Genomic DNA, 18,733 nt, shown 5'->3' on the forward strand with positions numbered 1-18,733 from the left:
TAATGAAAACAGTAATTTACCCTGCACTTATTGCTTCTCTATTTTTGACTGGTTGTGTATCTGGTGATAAAGACTACATTGAAACACCTAAGTCAGATCAAATCGCCGATCTAAGAGATGATGATTATGATGGTGTTATTAATGCTCGAGATATTTGCCCAGGAACACCACGTGGTGCGGAAATAGATAACGATGGTTGTGCTGAATATGTAGAACACTCTGATAAAAAAGATCTTAAAATTCTGTTTGCGAATGACTCTTCAGAGATCTCTCCGATCTTTAAAACAGAGATCCGAACCATGGCCGAATTTCTTGATGAATATCCAGAAACCTCAATTCAACTTCAAGGCTTTGCAAGCCAACAAGGAAATGCTGAATATAATATCCACTTATCAAAATTACGCGCTTCTGCTGTACGTATCGCGTTAATCGAGTACGGTGTAGACCCAGATAGAATTGAAACTGTCGGTTTTGGTGATACACAATTAACGGAAAAAGGAGATTCCGCAGTTAGCCACGCTCTAAATCGCCGAGTTGTTGCTAGCGTTGTTGGATTTAAAGGAGATGTAATTAACGAATGGAACATATTCACTCGTAAGAAAAAATAGCATCACTCCCATAGTAAAGTTTGAATACATTTTTAAACAAATCATTGCATAAAAAAGGCAGCCAGTGAAATGGCTGCCTTTTCATTAGGAGATAAATAATAGCTAGTTTGCTGCTTGTACTTTGCCTGCTTTCAATTCATTTAGAACCTGATTTTTGGGCCCATCAGCAATAATATGCCCCTTCTCCATAACAATAATACGATCAACAATATCTAGCATTGATGTTTTATGTGTAATAAGAATCAAGGTTTCAGACGGCTTTAAATGTGACAACTGGTTTTTAAACAGCATTTCTGAGCGATTATCCATACTGCTCGTCGGCTCATCCATTAATAGTACTGGAGGACGGCCTATTAACGCTCGAGCTATCGCAACGGATTGACGCTGACCTCCAGATAATAGTAAACCACCTTCACCTACCTGCCGCTCTAAACCTGCTGGATCTTGTTGAGTAAATGCCGTAACTCCAGCACGGTTGGCTGCATCCATCATTTCAGCATCATCGGACAGCTCACGGCCCAACGTAATATTATCCCTGATGGAACCATAAAACAGAGTAATATCTTGCGGTACACAGCCTATATTACGCCTCACGTCCACGTGGTGAAGTTGGGAGATATCGGTGTCATCTATTCGAACAGAACCAGCTGTCGCTTGATAAAGGCCCATGATGAGACGCTCTAACGTTGTTTTTCCTGAGCCAATTCTTCCGATAATCGCGACTTTCTCCCCCGGATTAATCGTAAGGCTTATATCTCGAACTGCAGCTACCTGTGATTCTGGATAATTAAAACTTACTTTATCAAGTTCAATCTTCCCTTGTAAAACAGGTCGATGAATATAACGCTTATCTTCTTCTTGCTCATCAGGCATAGCCATTAACTGCTCAATGATAGTCATTGACGATTTAGCTTGATTATATCTAGTTGATAACAATGAAATTTGAACTAATGGGCCAATTGCTTTACCACTCAACATTGTTGAAGCAATTAAAGCCCCCATCGTTAAATCGCCATTAGCAATAAGATAAACACCAACAATGATCATTCCTATATTTACGGCTTGTTGTACAAAACCAGCCATATTTTGAATTGAATCTGTAATACGACGGCTTTTGATACTCCAATTAGAAATATGAGTGACGGCTTCTTCCCATCGATACTGAAACTGACTTTGTGCATTAAATAGCTTTAATGTTTCTAGACCTACTAAACTTTCAATTAAATTCGCGTATTTCTGGGATGCCAGTCTTGAGCCTTCTTCAATTGTTTTCTTTAATGGTCCTTGTATGATTGCGGCATGAATAAGTAGTAAAACAATACCAACAATAGGAACCAAAACAATTGGGCCTGCCACTAAGTAAATAACGAATAAAAAGAGCAACGCAAAAGGTAGATCAATTAATGACGCTATTGTAGCGGACGTAAAAAACTCCCTTATTGATTCAAACTCTTGAAGATGCCTTGCAAAAGCTCCTACAGAGGGAGGTCTTGCCTCCATTCGGATCCCCAGTACTTTTTGAAACAACTTAGCAGAGATCAATACATCGGACTTTTTCCCGGCGACATCAATAAAGTAGCCTCGTACATACTTTAATATGAAGTCAAAAACAAAAACGACAAAAATACCAGAAGCTAAAACCCATAGTGATTCAAATGCCAAATTTGGCACCACTTTATCGTATACTAGACGGGTAAACATAGGTGTCGCGATAGCAAATATATTAATCAGGATAGATGCTACAAACACATCTCGATAAATATGTTTCGACTCAAATAGAGTACTCCAGAACCAATGTCCTTCGCGTTTTTTTAAGATCTCCGGTGAACGAGCATCATATCTAAATTGCTTTTTTAGTAAGAAATAACGTCCAATATATTGAGACTCTAATTCTTCAGTAGAAATAGAGATAGGCATCATGTCTGAATTTGCAGAGATAATTTCAGCTTGAGCGTTTTCAGCATCAAACCCAATCAAAACACAAGACTCACCGCCTTTAAGCAACAGTACTGCAGGCAACACAAGTTTAGGTATTCTCAGTAATTCAGCTTGATTCTCTTTCGCAACTAAACCCGCTCTCTCTGCTGCTCGAGAAAAGAGAAAAGGCGTTAACTTGCCGTCTTGCAAAGGTAAACCATTAATCAAGGCTTCTGGTGAGTTAACTTGGCCGTAATAGCGACCGACATAACACAATGAATGCAATAAAGGATCTTTCATTCTATTTACCTTTTACTTTTTCATTGATAAAAAAGCCTTGGAAAACATCCACATTATGCTCTGAAAGCAACTCTAATTGCTTTTTATTTTCAACTCGTGATGCGATTGTTGTAATTCCTAAATTTTGTGCCGTTCTTGAAATTGACGCTAAAATGTAACGCTGTTTTTCATCATTTAACTGATGAGTAAATAAGTAATCTAACTTCACATATTTAGGTCTAAATACTTTAAGATATTCAAGTGATTCAAAATTTCGGCCAAAATTATCAACACCAAACTCGGCACCAAAAGAGCGAATAACATTACATAACAACGCCGTATGATCTTCATTTTCGATAAAAGACGTTTCTTGAATTTCAAAATGTAATAAAGAAGCAATCGACTTATTGTTTCTTAACGTATTAGTTAACCAACGAACAAAACTTGGATTCTCTATACTTCTATTCGCTAAGTTTATTGCAACAGGCTGTGTTATCTCTTCTGCAATAATTCGTTCGATCATGGTTCGAATGACGAATTGGTCAAACTGTGTTGTCTCGTTAAGCTGATCTAATGCAAGGAGATATTGATTAGCCGAGTAACGTTGATTGTCTTTTTCGATAGCAGAAAAGACTTCTTGATGAAAGACAGCCCCAAGATGAGTGGTAGCTAACTGCAATGTGAAATCAAACAAATGTTCATTAATCGCTTCATCCACAAATTGCTTCCACTGCTGTTTACCCATTAGGTCATGTGCGCTTTCATCTGCAATATAGCCATAAGGTAACTCAGGATGCGAATGTGCTTGAGTTAATGCGTTATCCGCCAAAGATAATATATCTGTCGTTGTCTTTGTTGATTCATTAAGCACAACCCCTAAGTCAGCATCAATAGGTGCAGTTGCGGTTGGATCACCCTTTATGTCTTGTGTATAAGCAATAATGTTATCTGCCGCTATTTTTAATTCTTCTTCTTCGATACTTGGAAAGATAAAACCAAATTCACAAGCGTTTACACGAGTCAAAATTACATTCGTTGATGGCAAAGTTACTTTCAATAAATCAGACAGCTCTTTAACTTTAGCATCACCCGCTTCATAGCCTTCTTCTTCATAGACTTTATTAATAAAGTTAACTCTGAATAAGGCAACCCCTCCCTTTGCTGATTCTGCTAACCATGTATTTAATTGAGCCATAAAAAAAGCACGATTACCTAATCCAGAGATAGGATCAAGGTAAACCTTGTCTCTTAATTTTTGAGCTTCTTTTGCTTGTGATTGAAAGCTTTGTGCTATTTGGGCAGACATTGAATTAATGCCATTAATAACCGCTTCAAGATCTTTTGTTTTCGGTTGTTGTAATTCGCCACTAAAATTATTTTCAGCCACTTGTTTCATTTTAATGATGATCGATTGCAAAGGTGATAAAGCTCGCTTTACAACAATAGAAATAATAATAATCCCTAAGGAAATAACGATAAGAAAGGTCGTCGCAAGTTGCGTTAACGCATTCCAGAGTTGTTGATACGCATAACCAGGGTGAGTCACTATCTCGACTTCAGCTAATTGTAACCAACCACTCGTGATAATACGGCTTTCTGAAATGGTTCTAAATAAGTGTAAGTCTGAAAACCATTTAGGCACGCTATCTATAGCAAGAGGATAAACACGTACGATTTCATCATCAGTATTAAATAGAGTTAAACGTACCGCCGAATAATAACTACCATCAAATAGAGCATTGATAACCGACTCAGCAGCCACTTTATCTTCATTTTCTAGATATGGAGCAAGAGCTAAGCCAACTGTATTTATGGTGTTATTCACCTCTGAACGCTGCTGGTTTTCTAAAAAAGTTTGTGTACTGCGGAACTCTATCGCAAAGACAGAAATCATCAATAGTAAAAAGACAACTGTCATCCATGAAACTAGCTGTTTATATAATGTCATATCACTACTCATCATAATTTATAATTGGGTGGTTTAATCTCAGGCCTTCATTTCTTGCTCTTAAATCATTCCATAAACTTAATCGAGATGATTCTCCTGCCTGCTGTCCGTTACCTTTGCCTTTCATTAGCCATAGATGCTGACCATTAAAACTATAAATAGGTAATAGATCGGTTCGTTCTGTCGCTGGTTTAATTTCTTTATCTATATTATCTAAAATCAATGGTACTGATGAGGGGGTTGGATAATAAGCCAGTACCATGTGAAACTGATCAAGCTCCAATGCTTTAAGATAAATCAATCGCAATTTTTTATCTGGTACGCCTAACTCTAAAAGCGAAAAATATTTTGCTATCGTAAAATCTTCACAATCACCCGCGTTACTTCCTAAGAATTCAAGAGGCGTTGCCCAATAATCTGCCTTTCCCCATAAATCAATATCATTAACAAAATACAATTGATTAAAAAACTGATTAACTTCAGCTAATTGCTCTTTTTCTTTTTTTCCATCTAATTCTGAAATGAGTTCACGCCATGCATTCACTCGCCTTGCTGCCCTGTCGCCATATTCTTTTTTTACTGCTTTAATCCAAATATTATCTTGTTTTGTTAAAGCAATAGAAGTTAGAGAAAATATGGCAAAAGGGATAATGAATAACCATCTTGTTTTCACTATTTAGTACACTCCCTATGTTGCACATTACTCTTTTAGCGCTGAACCTTTAACTTGAACTATTGGTTTTACTAAATAATCCAAAATTGTTCGCTTTCCTGTAATAATATCAACCGTAGTTGTCATTCCAGGAATAATATAAAACTGAGTTTTCTTTGCTAAGTCTTCTTGTGATGTTCTAACACGAACTAAATAAAAGCTATTGCCTTCTTCATCTTGAATCGTATCTGCACTGATGTGTTCTAATGTCCCCTTTAATCCCCCATAACGAGTAAAATCATACGCACTGAATTTTACAATCGCCGGTAATCCAGGTCTTAAAAAAGCAATATCTTGTGGTGCAATTTTAGCTTCAATTAAAAGTGTATCTTCGGTTGGTACTATTTCAATAAGATCCATACCTGGCTGAATCACTCCCCCCACCGTATTGATGTATATTTTTTTAATCGTTCCCGTTACAGGAGACAACACAACCGTTCGATTAACTTTATCTTTTAACCCAACTTGAGATTCAGTTAATGCTGACAATTTATCTTGAGTCGTATTTAATTTTTCTTGCTGCTCTGAACGAAACTTAAGTGCTGCATCAATACGATTTAATACTGCCTCTTGAATCGCGGATGTTAAAACTGGAATTTTTAATTGCGTAGAAGTTAACTCACGTTTGGTATCGTTCACTTGTCTTTGAAGTTTCAATAACTCAATACGAGGAACAACCCCTTCATCAGCGAGTGGTTTAGTAATATCTAACTCTTTTTTTGCCAACCCATAACTTGCTTGCAAATTTCTCGTACGAGCTTTAATTTCGACTAAATCTTGTTGCTTTTGATTTACTTGTTGATCGAATACATAAATACGGTTTTTTAAGTTATTCATATCCGCTTTGTATTCAGCAATTTGACGTCTGACTACAATTGGATTTTCTTTTGCAAACGCGTCATCAAACTTTAATTTGTCAGTTGATATAATGACAGAGTCTTTCCAACGCTTTTTACTGTTCACATCTTGAATTAAAATACTGTCCATTGATGCAGATAATTGCATCGCACTTGCAGTAAGGTTAATCAGCTGTTTTTTTCTTTCTCTAAAATCAGAACGAAAACGAGTATCATCAATTAATAATAACTGTTGACCCTTAGTAACTTGATCACCTTCTTTAACCAACATCTCTTTGACTAACCCACCTTCGAGGTTTTGAACTACTTGCAACTGAGATGATGGGATAACTTTTCCTTGGCCAACAGTGACCTTATCTATTTCTGCCCAAGAAGCCCAAGCAACTGCGATGCAAAAGAAAACAACAATAATCCATAAGATAACTTTAGCGTTTGTTGGGGTATTAAGAAGTAGCGCAGCCGTTTTATCATCAACGAACTCAAGCTCTTCTTTATTAAGGCGGTTTAATCCCTTCTCATTCATTTCCAATTCCCTAGATTACAACGTCAATGAATAACATTTCGATTACATTAGAATATCGTATTTCATCGTAAGTCACTAAGGTTTATTAATTATATTTTGAAGTCTAAAGCATTATGAGATATTCGATGCTGTGAATTTACAGTGTAAATTGAGTAGAGATGATATCTTCAATTTACACTGTAAATCATAGTAATGGGATATAGAGGGTTTACGATTTACACTGTAAATTGGTTAGCAAGGATTTAACGAGTTCTCTTAGTTGTAACTCTGCGTTTTTCTTTCCTATTAAGTTGCACTCTTCTATAACTACTGGCCACTGTTTTACTTGAAGAATCTTAGTTACCGCAAGCTTCTTCTGTGCCTCAGATAAAAGAGCAAGAGCAGATAGATGACTTAAAATGAAATAACGAAGCTCATATTGCAGCAACTCATACCCAAGCCCACCTAAAGCAAAAGTCTCCAGCCTTTTATTAATAAGAGGCGATAATTTCTCTTTAAATGATACGTCCTTCAAAAGACTAAGAACGTCGTTATAATCAAGGCTTGAAAATGTCGACATTAATTGTTCAGGAAACGAAGTAGTAAAATAATCATTACCTATAGATACCCAAGAAAGTGCACGGTGGCTTAATGGTTTTATAGCTAATAAGGAATGGGTTCCACTGGCTTTATCTTTCGATATTCCTAAACGTACAAAATGAAAATTCAGTCTATACCAAAAATGGTTTAACTCCGCAGTAGATCCAAAACTAGTACTAAGATAATCGACCCCTTTGGCTTTGTAATTATTTTCTATCGCATTAATAAATTTGGATCCAATACCACGCTGCTGATAACTCGGGTCGACAGCAATACGCATAACACGAATACTCGATTGAAATGCTGGCTCATCAATACATAATGTTTGAGTTAATGATATTGCTGCTAAATGACCTTTTGGGCGTCTCTTACCAAGTTGAGCTGCATTAATAATATCAAGCTCTAACTCTCCCTCTTTAGAAAGCAAGGCGCAACAAACTAACTTATTAGTCGACTTTTCTATTCCAATCCAACAACGCAACGTGGGATCGGTTAATAATGAAATCCAATCATTTGGAGAGGTTTGATAATGAGCCGATACTAAAAGAGAAAATAAGGACTGAGAAAGCGTACTGTCATTAACTAACTGGGACACAGGTAAACAGTGATAATTAATCAGTGTTAACGGTTCAATCATATCAACTGAATCTACGGCATTATTATGGTTAAGTAGAAATACAGACGATAACCACCCTTCTAACGGATCGTTATTATTCCAACGAATGGGTTGTTTCATTTCGATGGACCGAAAATTTGGTCTTTTCTTATGAAGTTGTTTTTTGAACTTAATCTCAAAACCTCGTCCGGTACCTTCATAGCCATTAATAGTGGTAGAAAAAACCATGCGAGAATATTGTTCGACGAATGAAAGTAACATTGGCGCAGGGATAGCGGCCGCTTCATCTACGCATAATAAATCCAGCGCCAGGGGATGTCGAAGTAACTCATCGGGTGCAAGATAAATAATCTGAGAGTCATTAATCATTAACTGATTTTTTTGTTTCGTTACAACAGCAAGGTTGAGCTGGGCAATACGTTCGGCATGTATAAATATTTCATCGACACTTGCACGCTGTGGTGCGGTTACACCAATAATTAACGGTCGCTCCATCGCTAACTCAGCAATGGCTATTCCAATCGCTGATGACTTTCCTCTTCCGCGGTCTGCCGTCATTACAAGTGGACGCTTTGCATGACCAGAAACGACTTTTTGAATCGCTTTCACTGCTAATTCTTGATCCGCTGAACGATAAACCGCGTCATGCCATTTAGCGATATTATCGAGAGAAAGAGGACGCTCAGGTAATACGTAGTCGGTATCCGTTTCTTTTAAGCACACCATTTGAGCCATAAAGTACGATAGCCACTGACTAACCGCTAAAGAAAGTGAAGAGCTATCAGTACGAATAAAAAAAACGAGCCCCCCACCAACAACGGTTCCACATATTGCATTAATAGCATTCGCATTAAATTCATGGGAAATATTAATCACCAAATAATCGGTTTCTTGACCTAGCTTCTTTAACGCAGACTTAATAGGAGAAGCAACATACTCTGGAATAGTTAAATCACCGTACAACTCAACGTTGGCAAATCGTGAACTTTGCTGAGAAAAAAAAGAGTCTAGTAATGATTCGCACCATTGCTTTGAACCTTCAAGCAAAATCGGATAACGGATATAACCACTCTCAGCATAAGAAGATACTGAATTTAGAAATGACAGTGCAGAAAGCATTGCAGAAAAGTCCATTAACATAAGAAGATATTATGCGTAAATTGTAGCATGAGATGAATATTTTCTATCTATTAAGAAAAGAAAGTATGACGATACAAATCGAGAAAATGTATAATGCTTGCTACATTTAAGCCTTCATCATTTAGGAATGACCATGCATTTAAGTCAACTTACTCAGCCTATCTACCAAAAGCTATATCAAGACATCGAGCAATTTAGAAGTACCTTTGACTTAGCAGTAGAAGCACCTGAATCATTAGATGAAAAAAATGATCTTCTGCACACTTCTCTAGCAATTGAAGAACTGACAGAATTAGCAGAAGCAGACAGCAAGATTGAGCAAGCTGATGCGATTGTTGATACGGTTTATGTATTAATGGGTCGTGCTGTACATTTAGGTACTAAGGATCTTGAAGATAATTTAAGTATTTCATATTTGGTTGATCTTCTATTAAACGTAGCAAAAAACTTAAATATCGATTTTGTACCTTGTTGGGATGAAGTACATTCAAGCAACATGAGTAAAGTATGCAAAACAGAAGATGAATACCAGGCAACAAAAGCATTCTACGCAGAGCAAGGAATTGAATTGATGTCGACTGAAAAAGGTGGATTCATCATTGCTAAATGCGCTAAAAACGTAGAATTAGATAACAAAGTAATTAAGCAAGGTAAGGTTTTAAAATCAGTAAACTACCGACCAGCGGATCTTGCGCCGTTAGTGTAGTCTTAAAATAAAACAAACAACGATTCAAATACAAAAAAGAGCCCGGCTTAGTTAACTAAATCGGGCTCTTTTTTATTATTATAATTAATGGCTAATAAACGTATTAAGATACTTTTTGACTAATGTACGCCAAAATATCTTCCATTAATGCGTCATCGACTTTTTTCAAGTTCAGAGTCAAAGCCGAACCTTTACGTTTATATGAAGCTCGGTCTTTTACCAATTCAGTACTTAATGGCTTAGCCGCTTCTCTTTTTGGCAATAAATCTTCAACCCAAACTTCAATAAGTTCTGTCACTTCTTTCGTCATTCGACTCACGCCAAGCGCTGTAGAACGCGTCCAAACCGCTCCTTGTTCGCCGGCACACTGCTCAAGTAAGGTTTTTTGATCTTCTTCAGATAGCGTATTAAAGAGCTTATGAAGCTTAACTACGGTAGGGCGACCAATTTCGCTAACACTTGGGTACGCTTGAAGAAGCTCTAAAGGTAATGTCGCCGCTTTTAATGCGCCACTAACTAATGCTTCACTACACTGGCATACTTTCGCTAGCTCTTTTTGATCAGCTACGTCACCACGAGCAAGCATTGCATGCATCTCTTTACCACGTTCGTACAGTGATAATGGCTTATGAGCATTGGCTACATCAGAAAGAAATTTAGCGTGTTTGGTATTAATGCCTTCGGCGACATAAATTAAGAAGTCTTGTTCTGCCAAAATACATGACATACGACGACGACTACCATCAAGAACTTCAATTTTACCACCATCAACAATACGACCCACAGCTGGATATTGCTGACCACGATCACGAAGTGTCGTTAAAATATCTGATAAAGCATGTTCAGTTAGAAATGATTGCTCACGAGCATTTTCAGCAAAAACAACCGTAGAATCACGCACGTCTTTTGCTGGAATTTTACGTAATTCAAATGTAACCATATCTTCACCAGCAACCGCAAGTTCAATTACTTGAGCTTGAGATTTTGCTGCTTTTTGTGCTTCAACTGGTGTTGTTGCTCGGCGTTTATTTGTTTTTCCAAACAGCTTTGCGTTTAGATCAGAAGTTTTAATTGCCATGGATTAGTACTCCCCTTTATTTAACGAATTCCAGTGACTATGAAGAACACGCTCAAACTCTAATGCACTTTTCTTCACTGCATCTTGAGCAACAGCTAACGTTTTCTTACCACCTTCAAAGTCAGCCGCGGTTAAATCAAAAACAGTACTGTAAGTATCTGCACAAATTTCAAATGCACGACTTCTTGGAATCGTCGCCATCATCACTTGATCCGCCAATAAATAATTCATTTCAGTTAGTACCGAAACTTGTTTTTTATTATCATCTTCAAACATCGTTGGCATCAGGCGAACAAATTCTAGTCCATGCCAATCTTCAGGGAACATTTCATATACAGTTGGTAGATGTTGGAAAAAGTTAACTGTCGATGCCCAGTCTAAACGCTTTGCTGCACATGGAATTAACAGTGAATTCGATGCATACATTGCATTCCAAACTAATGGGTCAACATGTGGACCAGTGTCAATCATGATCACATCAAACTGATCTGCAATTGGGTCTATAACCTTTTCTTTTAATAACTTAACAATATCTAATGAACCATTTGTTGATAGGTCTTGCCACGCTTCTGCATTAAACATCGCATCTTCAGGGAAAGCAGAAATAGTCTTCAAGTTCGGATATTGTGTATTTAGAAGTACATTTTTAGCCATAAACTGACCATCAATAACTTCATTTTCAGGGACATTATCCAGCATAATATCAACAGCTGAATAGATGGTATCTTGCTCTGAAACGCTAATTTGAGGGTTTAAGAAAAGACGTAGTGACCCTTGAGGATCCAAATCGATTAAACAAATACGGTAACGCTTTTCCAAATTTAGCGCCAAACAAGCAGCAAGATGTACTGCACTCATTGACTTACCAGTACCACCTTTTTGGTTTTGAACATTTACAACCCAAGGCTTATTACCTGCATTTTTTTTCTGTTCATGAAACGCAGGCATTCCAGCTGCATCCATCAACATATGCGCTTCTGTTAATGAGATAGAATAATGGTTAGCATTATTTTTAGTAAATTGGTGTCCCTCAGATTCTAATCGAGTAATTGCTTCATCCAATTTTCTTCTTGTTAACCCAGAACGAGTTTCCATCATAGCTTTCGACATTGGAGGGAAATGTTCGTTATTTCTTTCTTCAAGAACCAATTCAATACGATCAGACTGAACTTGTTGCGTCTGCTCGGCCAATGCAGCCAAATTGGCAATGGTTTTTTCTCTATTCATAATATTCGCCAGTAATGTAACTATAAAAAGAATTGTACAGCAATAAAGGTTTATATCAACAAATTGCTGAACATATATTTAATTATGTGATATTCATTAAAAAGAAAAAATAACTAACAAAGCTGTCATTTATGTTAAATTTAAATACCAATTTATAGCGATAATTACCAAGAATAAATCAATTAGAAAAAGTGTTACAGCGTCACCAATTGGTGATTTACAGTGTAAATTTTACGGAAGCGTGATATTCAATAGCTAAATTACGGCTTATGTACTTTCAATAAAAAAAGCAAAAATAAAATAAGAAAAATGCGCTCAATAATTAACACATGGTTCAATACAAAATATACAAATTGAAGCATGATCAAGGGTAAAAATAGCAATAATAACGGTAATATAGACTGTAAATTGAAAACCTATAATAAGAAGCATGATCAAGAACTTCAAGATGACGGAAGCATGAAATGGGACACTTAACTTACAGAGAATGTATATTCAATAAGGCTTCATAGAAGATCGATACATCGAAATAAAAGTAGATCAAACAAATAAAGTAACTTGATCATTCTTCTGGATCTAAAATAAACCAACTGCAATTAAAAAAATGGATATTTACAAAAGGTAATTTAATAAAAAAACCAAATAACAGCTCATTTAGATCTAATTCAAGATCAAAAAATAATTTATCTTCTTTTTTAAAGGCAAAATCAGCTTATAACCGCTATAACTGTGGATAACTTGTGATTAGTTCATGATCATTCTTCAGTAAAATAGATGATCATTGATTCAGAAACACTATGATCATGCTTTTATCTTTTAATGATCATTGATCCATTCATATATTGATCATGCTTTCATTAAAGTCTTGATCATGCTTTCAAGCTTGTATTTTTTTACTTGTGTATAAACAATAACTTGCGAGCAAATTACTGACCAGATCATAGATCAATATAATCATAAAGATCAGTAATAATCATAAAGATCAGTTTAAAAGAATAATAATTTTTTTCTTTCTTTAAAGATCCAATTCATTTAATCTATGCGAAAGAATGATTAAAATACAATGAATGTCAGTTGAAAATGAATCATATAAAAACTACAGATAACAAAAAGATCTATATCCCTCTTCCTAGAGATCACAAGGGGGGGCACTTATTTGAAATACCAACAAATCTAGTTGATTGGATCGCCCAATACCAACATTTTAAAGGTGTCACAAAAAGTATCTTAGAATTAATGAATCTAATTTCATTAAAAGGTTTTTCGTCACCTGACGGTTTAGTTTCCACAACTGAAATCATTGAAGCAACAGATGGACATTTAACCAGAGCGGCTATTCAACAACGATTAAGAACAGCAGTAAGTATTGGTTTATTCGAACAATCCCCTGTTCGATTTGAACAAGGGCTTGCTGGAAAAACCATGCTTCATAAATTTATCAATCCATCTCATTTAATTTCTACTTTAGGAATTACAAGCTTAAAATCTGAACAAAGTCATGAACAAGAAAAACAAAAACGTTCAAAAGCTCTAGCTCAAACACAAGTTAATCGCCAATTTTTAACAGAGCATGGATTAAGCATTCCACCAAGTATGCGTGATGAGGCGGATCAATTTGTAGTATCACCAACAAATTGGGCAGGTATTATAGATCAAGCTTTAGCGCCACCACGTACGCGTAAAAATTATCAAAAAGCAATGGTTGCGATCTCTGGAACCAAAGCGATCATTGAAACTAGATCATCAAAAAACATAATGACAGTGGATGATCTTATGACACTGTTCGCTTTGTTTACGTTGACCGTTCAATACCACGATCATAACCAAGATGACTACCATATCCAAACTAAAACCATGGGGAATAAAACCCCAATTTATATTACGGATATTTTAACTTTACGTGGTAAAAAAGATTCCGGACCAGCCCGTGATTCTATTCGTGAAAGTATTGATCGTATTGAATTTACTGACTTTCAGTTACATGAATTAACTGGACGTTGGTTAAGTGAAAATATGCCTAAAGGATTTAAAAGTGATCGCTTTCGTTTCCTAGCAAGAACCATTACAGCGTCTGATGAAGCACCAAAAGAAGGCAAAGATGGTGAAATTAAGATCAAGCCTAATTTGTATATCTTGGTATGGGAACCTTCGTTTTATGATGAATTACTGACCAAAGATTACTTCTTTTTGTTTCCACCTGAGATTTTAAAGCAACACACCTTGGTATTTCAGCTCTATAGCTTCTTCAGAAGCCGTCTAGCGCGCCGAATGACAGATAACCTACTCCTAAGCGAAATAAATCAAAAACTCGCTCGTAACGTCGATTGGAGACGTTTTTCTCTAGATCTGATTCGTGAACTAAAGAAATTAGCGAAAGATAAAGTAACGGATGAATTATTTATTGTTAATTTATGGGGGTATCATTTGACGATCTCTATGCTAGATAACAATGAAAAATTGCCTGATTATCAAGTTGATATTCGTTGTGATCCAGAAGAAGTGATCCGTTATTCTCGTGCACGAACCACAAATGCGGGCAAACGTAACATGGCTCCAACAATGCCTAATCCATTACGTAATGAGATCATGCCTAAGCAAGAGCTTGATCAGCTTTCCACAATTATAGATGGTGAATTTGCCCCAATTAAACGAAATAGCCCAAATAAATCTGGTCGTTTAGGACGAAGAGTTAAACTTCGTAAACATTCAGCAGAAATCAATGCGGATGAATTAACGATAACATTAACGAAATACACCTCAGAACAGGCTTTAGAGAGAAGTATTACTGCATTATCAGCAATGACAGGACACAGTTCTTCGTCTATTTCTGAAGAATGTAAAGAACTGCTTGAAAAGCTAGATTTTCTACAAGTTGCAGGTGAAGTTCTACCCTACGAAACCTTGAGTAAAACGATCGAGTTTTATAACAGCCAAGATCAAGGTAAACACTTGTCTATTGAAAACTTGATTGCTGGGCTTGCTGTTAGAAGGAAGATCTGTAAATTAGTTTATCTACAGAACTATGATCAAGATGTATTACGCGCATTGGATGAGATGGCTGGGTAGTCAAACTATTGACAGCTTTATAGCCTTACCCTGACAAAGCGATGACAAAACAATATGCCCAAAGGTTATGATCTCTAACGAATAGACAACCTTTGTCCTTTACCAATCGAAAGATTGGCTCATATTGTTACACATCTTAACTTTTATTGGTTTCAATAATCGTATTGGCGAGCCTAGTGCTCGCCGTTTTTTTATCTATCAATAAATCCTCATCACATTCCCCGTATCTTATGGGACCATGATCATTCTTCCATTATGAAATAAGGCTTTAACGAGAAGAGTCCTCGTATTTTCTTTCATTTTTTATTACTCTAACACTCTAAATTACACCTTAATATTTTAGAAGTAGGTAAGCATGATTGAACGTCAAGAAACAAAACAACGCATGAGCCGTATCGTTAAGCACAACGGAACGGTTTATCTGTGTGGTCAAGTTTGTGCTGATGCAACCAAAGGCATAGCAGAGCAGACGCAAACAATGCTTGATAAAGTGGATCTACTGCTAGATCAAGCAGGCAGCTCTCGTGAGCATATGTTATCAGCAACGATCTACATTAAAGATATGAAAGACTTTGCTGAAATGAATGCGGTTTGGGATGCATGGGTACCAGAAGGTTACGCTCCAGCACGTGCATGTGTTGAAGCAAGTATGGCTCGTGAAGCACTGCTTGTTGAAATATCAGTAGTAGCGGCTGAAAAATAATAAAAATAGATAACCAAAATAATAACTTACTTAGTTTACTTTTGGGTATCTAAGTCAGATGGATATAAGGAAATGTCATGCTCAATCATTCAGAACCCGCGTTTTATCTTGATGGTGTAAAGTATCAATCTCATCATTTTTCTTTGCCTCTTAATTATGATGATTACACCGCGACCCCTGATCATGTTTCCGTTTATGCTCGAGAATTAGTAAAAGCAGAAAATAGCGATCGTGATCTTCCGTATTTAGTTTATTTTCAAGGTGGGCCTGGTTTTCCTGCTGCTCGTCCACTCAGTAATTCTGGTTGGTTAAAGCGTGCATTAGATCAATATCGTGTGATCTTATTGGATCAGCGTGGTACGGGATTAAGTTCTCCGATCACAACTCAAACGATCCAACACTTAGATCCGATAAAACAAGCAGAATATTTAAGCCACTTTCGAGCAGATAACATTGTTCGTGATGCTGAAGCGATTAGAAAGCATTTTAACGTTGATAAGTGGGCGATTATTGGCCAGAGTTTTGGTGGGTTCTGCTCACTAACTTACTTATCATTATTTCCTGATAGTTTACTGGCTTCGTATATTACAGGTGGGATCCCTTCTATTACACGTAATATTGATGATGTGTACCATGGGACATATAAGCGAACGTTAGATAAAAATAGTGAATTTTTTGCTCGCTTTCCACGAGCTCAAGAGCTGTGTGATCGCATTGCGAACAGCTTACTCGCTCGCTCGGTTACTTTGCCTAATGGCCAGATCTTCACCGTTGAGCAATTTCAACAAATGGGGATCTGTTTTGGTATGGCGGGAGGAGCAGAAGAGCTCTATTTCCAATTAGAAACTGCTTTTGTTGATGTAAATGGCCAACAAGAATTAGGTTATGGCTTTTTAAATTATGTACTTTCACAGCAAGCGCATTTAACTAATCCACTGTATGCGATTTTACATGAATCGATTTATTGTCAACATAATGCTTCAAAGTGGTCAGCACATCGAGTGAGAGAGAGTTATCCTCAATTTAACCACCAGAAAGGCGCTCCACTGCGTTTTACCGGTGAAATGGTCTATCCATGGTTCTTTGACCAGCTTGAAACGTTAAAGCCGTTAAAAGAAGCTGCAGAGCTTTTGGCGGCAAAGTCTGATTGGCCAAATTTATACAATGTTGAGCAATTAGAAAAGAATATGGTTCCTATGGCTGCGGCAACGTATGTCAATGATATGTTTGTTGAGTTTGATTTCTCTCGTGAAACGTTAAAGTCTATTCCTAACTCTAGAGCATGGATGACCAGTGAGTATGAGCACAATGGCTTGCGAGTCGATGGGGAGAAGATCTTATCAACTCTAATATCAATGGCTGAAGATATTAAAGCCATTCAATAAGATTATTTGTTGATCCAGAAGCATGATCAAGAAGGATTTAGCCTTTTGATCATGCTTCTGTTTTTGAGATCTATTTTTCAGTGAAGCGCTTTCTAGATATGCGGCTACCCGATTATTTTAATAAAATAAGGGATAATCAGCGCGTTAGCGAGATCGATAAAAAAGGCACAAACTAAAGGCACGATAATAAAAGCTTGATGTGAATTCCCATACTTCTGCGCCACTGCTGACATATTTGCCATCGCTGTTGGGGTCGACCCCAGTGATATACCTCCAAACCCTGCACACACGACCGCAGCATCGTACGTTTTTCCCATAAGAGGGAAGACAACAAAAATGGTAATACATATTGCAATAAAGAACTGAGCAGCCAAAATAATAAAGATAGGACCAGCTAAGTCGACTAACGCCCATAATTGCATACTCATTAAAGACATCGATAAAAATGCCCCTAATGCCATATCTGCTATCAGAGCAACCGCAGGTTTACGAGCAGGCCAACGAGTGCCTGTTAATCGAGGGTAAGAGGTTGGTATTAAATTAGAAATTAAAATACCGGCAAATAAGCAACTCACAAATAAAGGAAGATCCAACCCAAGCCCAGAAACCACTTCATTTAAGATAGCTCCTAAGATAATACAGATGTGAATCGCGAGCATAGCATCTAAGAAATCATAAGAAGTAATGTGAGTTTGTTTAGAATCTTGCTGAGTTCCAACATCAAAATTTTCGCCTTCAGTCGCTTTTAAATTGTGTTTATTAATTAAATATTTTGCAATTGGCCCACCCATTAAACTGGCAAGAATTAACCCAAAGGTGGCACTTGCAATGCCTATCTCCATAGCGGTATTTAAATCGAACTGCTCTCCAATTTTTGGAGCCCATGCGATAGCTGTCCCATGCCCACCAATTAAAGAGACTGATCCACTTAACAAACCAAAAACAGCGGGCTGATCAAGCAACAAAGCAAACCCTATCCCTGTGAGGTTTTGAATGAACATGTACCCAATGGTGATGGTTAATAAAATGATGAGAGGCTTACCCCCTTTAAACAGATCTTTTAGGCTGGCATTAATACCAATAGTGGTAAAGAAATAAACCAGTAAAAGATCACGAGTAGCTAAATCAAAAGAGACATCAATTTGTGTTGCGTAATGAAGAATGGCGAAAAGAACCGAAACAAGAATGCCGCCAGAAACGGGTTCTGGAATACTAAATTCTTTTAACCAGTAACTCATCTGTGTTAATCGACGGCCTAAGAAAAGAACGATGATCCCAAGTGTTATCGCTAAAAATGATTCGATGTGTAATACACCGTCAACGAAGTTCATAAATAATCCTTTACTATGAAAATATTAGAAAGATTTATCATAACTGGGTTTGCTAACG

13 protein-coding genes are annotated in these 18,733 nt (G+C 36.9%); 5 read left to right on the top strand and 8 right to left on the bottom strand.

Going from position 1 to position 18,733, the window contains the following annotated elements; all coding sequences use genetic code 11:
• The first annotated feature begins 2 nt into the window (after positions 1 to 2).
• A complete protein-coding gene (locus tag F8B77_RS02590; protein ID WP_151653431.1) occupies positions 3 to 608 on the top strand; it encodes an OmpA family protein in 606 nt (201 codons plus the stop codon).
• Between the two features lie 102 nt (positions 609 to 710).
• Here F8B77_RS02590 and F8B77_RS02595 read toward each other — a convergent pair whose 3' ends face one another.
• The 5 genes from F8B77_RS02595 to F8B77_RS02615 all read right to left on the bottom strand — a co-directional run bounded on the left by F8B77_RS02595 (position 711) and on the right by F8B77_RS02615 (position 9,158).
• A complete protein-coding gene (locus F8B77_RS02595; protein WP_151653433.1) occupies positions 711 to 2,825 on the bottom strand; it encodes a type I secretion system permease/ATPase in 2,115 nt (704 codons plus the stop codon).
• A 1-nt stretch (position 2,826) separates the two neighbouring features.
• Positions 2,827 to 4,752, bottom strand: coding sequence for a bifunctional diguanylate cyclase/phosphodiesterase (locus F8B77_RS02600; RefSeq protein ID WP_151653435.1), 1,926 nt, complete (start codon positions 4,750 to 4,752; stop codon positions 2,827 to 2,829).
• A gap of 4 nt (positions 4,753 to 4,756) precedes the next feature.
• Positions 4,757 to 5,425, bottom strand: coding sequence for a transglutaminase-like cysteine peptidase (locus tag F8B77_RS02605; protein ID WP_130060001.1), 669 nt, complete (start codon positions 5,423 to 5,425; stop codon positions 4,757 to 4,759).
• Positions 5,426 to 5,452: 27 nt separating this feature from the next.
• Positions 5,453 to 6,844 carry an HlyD family type I secretion periplasmic adaptor subunit gene (locus F8B77_RS02610; RefSeq protein WP_130087856.1) on the bottom strand — a complete coding sequence of 464 codons (1,392 nt, stop codon included), beginning with the start codon at positions 6,842 to 6,844 and terminating at the stop codon, positions 5,453 to 5,455.
• A gap of 208 nt (positions 6,845 to 7,052) precedes the next feature.
• Complete coding sequence (locus F8B77_RS02615) at positions 7,053 to 9,158, bottom strand: GNAT family N-acetyltransferase (protein WP_151653437.1); 2,106 nt, start codon at positions 9,156 to 9,158, stop codon at positions 7,053 to 7,055.
• A gap of 154 nt (positions 9,159 to 9,312) precedes the next feature.
• Here F8B77_RS02615 and F8B77_RS02620 point away from each other — a divergent pair, with 154 nt between their 5' ends.
• Positions 9,313 to 9,885, top strand: coding sequence for a pyrophosphohydrolase domain-containing protein (locus F8B77_RS02620; protein ID WP_151653439.1), 573 nt, complete (start codon positions 9,313 to 9,315; stop codon positions 9,883 to 9,885).
• A 103-nt stretch (positions 9,886 to 9,988) separates the two neighbouring features.
• Here the strand turns inward: F8B77_RS02620 and F8B77_RS02625 are convergent, their stop codons facing one another.
• Together F8B77_RS02625 and F8B77_RS02630 are read right to left on the bottom strand one after the other, a co-directional pair.
• Entirely contained in the window at positions 9,989 to 10,963 is a 975-nt protein-coding gene (locus F8B77_RS02625) for a ParB/RepB/Spo0J family partition protein (RefSeq protein WP_151653441.1), read from the bottom strand.
• Between the two features lie 3 nt (positions 10,964 to 10,966).
• Positions 10,967 to 12,190, bottom strand: a complete 1,224-nt coding sequence (locus F8B77_RS02630) for a ParA family protein (RefSeq protein ID WP_130046015.1) — start codon at positions 12,188 to 12,190, stop codon at positions 10,967 to 10,969.
• Positions 12,191 to 13,270: 1,080 nt separating this feature from the next.
• Between F8B77_RS02630 and F8B77_RS02635 the strand changes: the two genes are divergently transcribed.
• The 3 genes from F8B77_RS02635 to F8B77_RS02645 all read left to right on the top strand — a co-directional run bounded on the left by F8B77_RS02635 (position 13,271) and on the right by F8B77_RS02645 (position 17,344).
• Complete coding sequence (locus F8B77_RS02635; protein ID WP_151653443.1) at positions 13,271 to 15,256, top strand: replication initiator protein RctB domain-containing protein; 1,986 nt, start codon at positions 13,271 to 13,273, stop codon at positions 15,254 to 15,256.
• Positions 15,257 to 15,611: 355 nt separating this feature from the next.
• Positions 15,612 to 15,959, top strand: a complete 348-nt coding sequence (locus tag F8B77_RS02640) for a RidA family protein (RefSeq protein ID WP_151653445.1) — start codon at positions 15,612 to 15,614, stop codon at positions 15,957 to 15,959.
• Between the two features lie 77 nt (positions 15,960 to 16,036).
• Entirely contained in the window at positions 16,037 to 17,344 is a 1,308-nt protein-coding gene (locus F8B77_RS02645; RefSeq protein WP_151653447.1) for an alpha/beta fold hydrolase, read from the top strand.
• A 104-nt stretch (positions 17,345 to 17,448) separates the two neighbouring features.
• Here F8B77_RS02645 and gltS read toward each other — a convergent pair whose 3' ends face one another.
• Complete coding sequence (gltS, locus tag F8B77_RS02650; protein ID WP_151653449.1) at positions 17,449 to 18,675, bottom strand: sodium/glutamate symporter; 1,227 nt, start codon at positions 18,673 to 18,675, stop codon at positions 17,449 to 17,451.
• Positions 18,676 to 18,733: the final 58 nt, after the last annotated feature.

This window comes from Aliivibrio finisterrensis, from assembly GCF_008933155.1.
GTDB classification, from domain to species: domain Bacteria; phylum Pseudomonadota; class Gammaproteobacteria; order Enterobacterales; family Vibrionaceae; genus Aliivibrio; species Aliivibrio finisterrensis.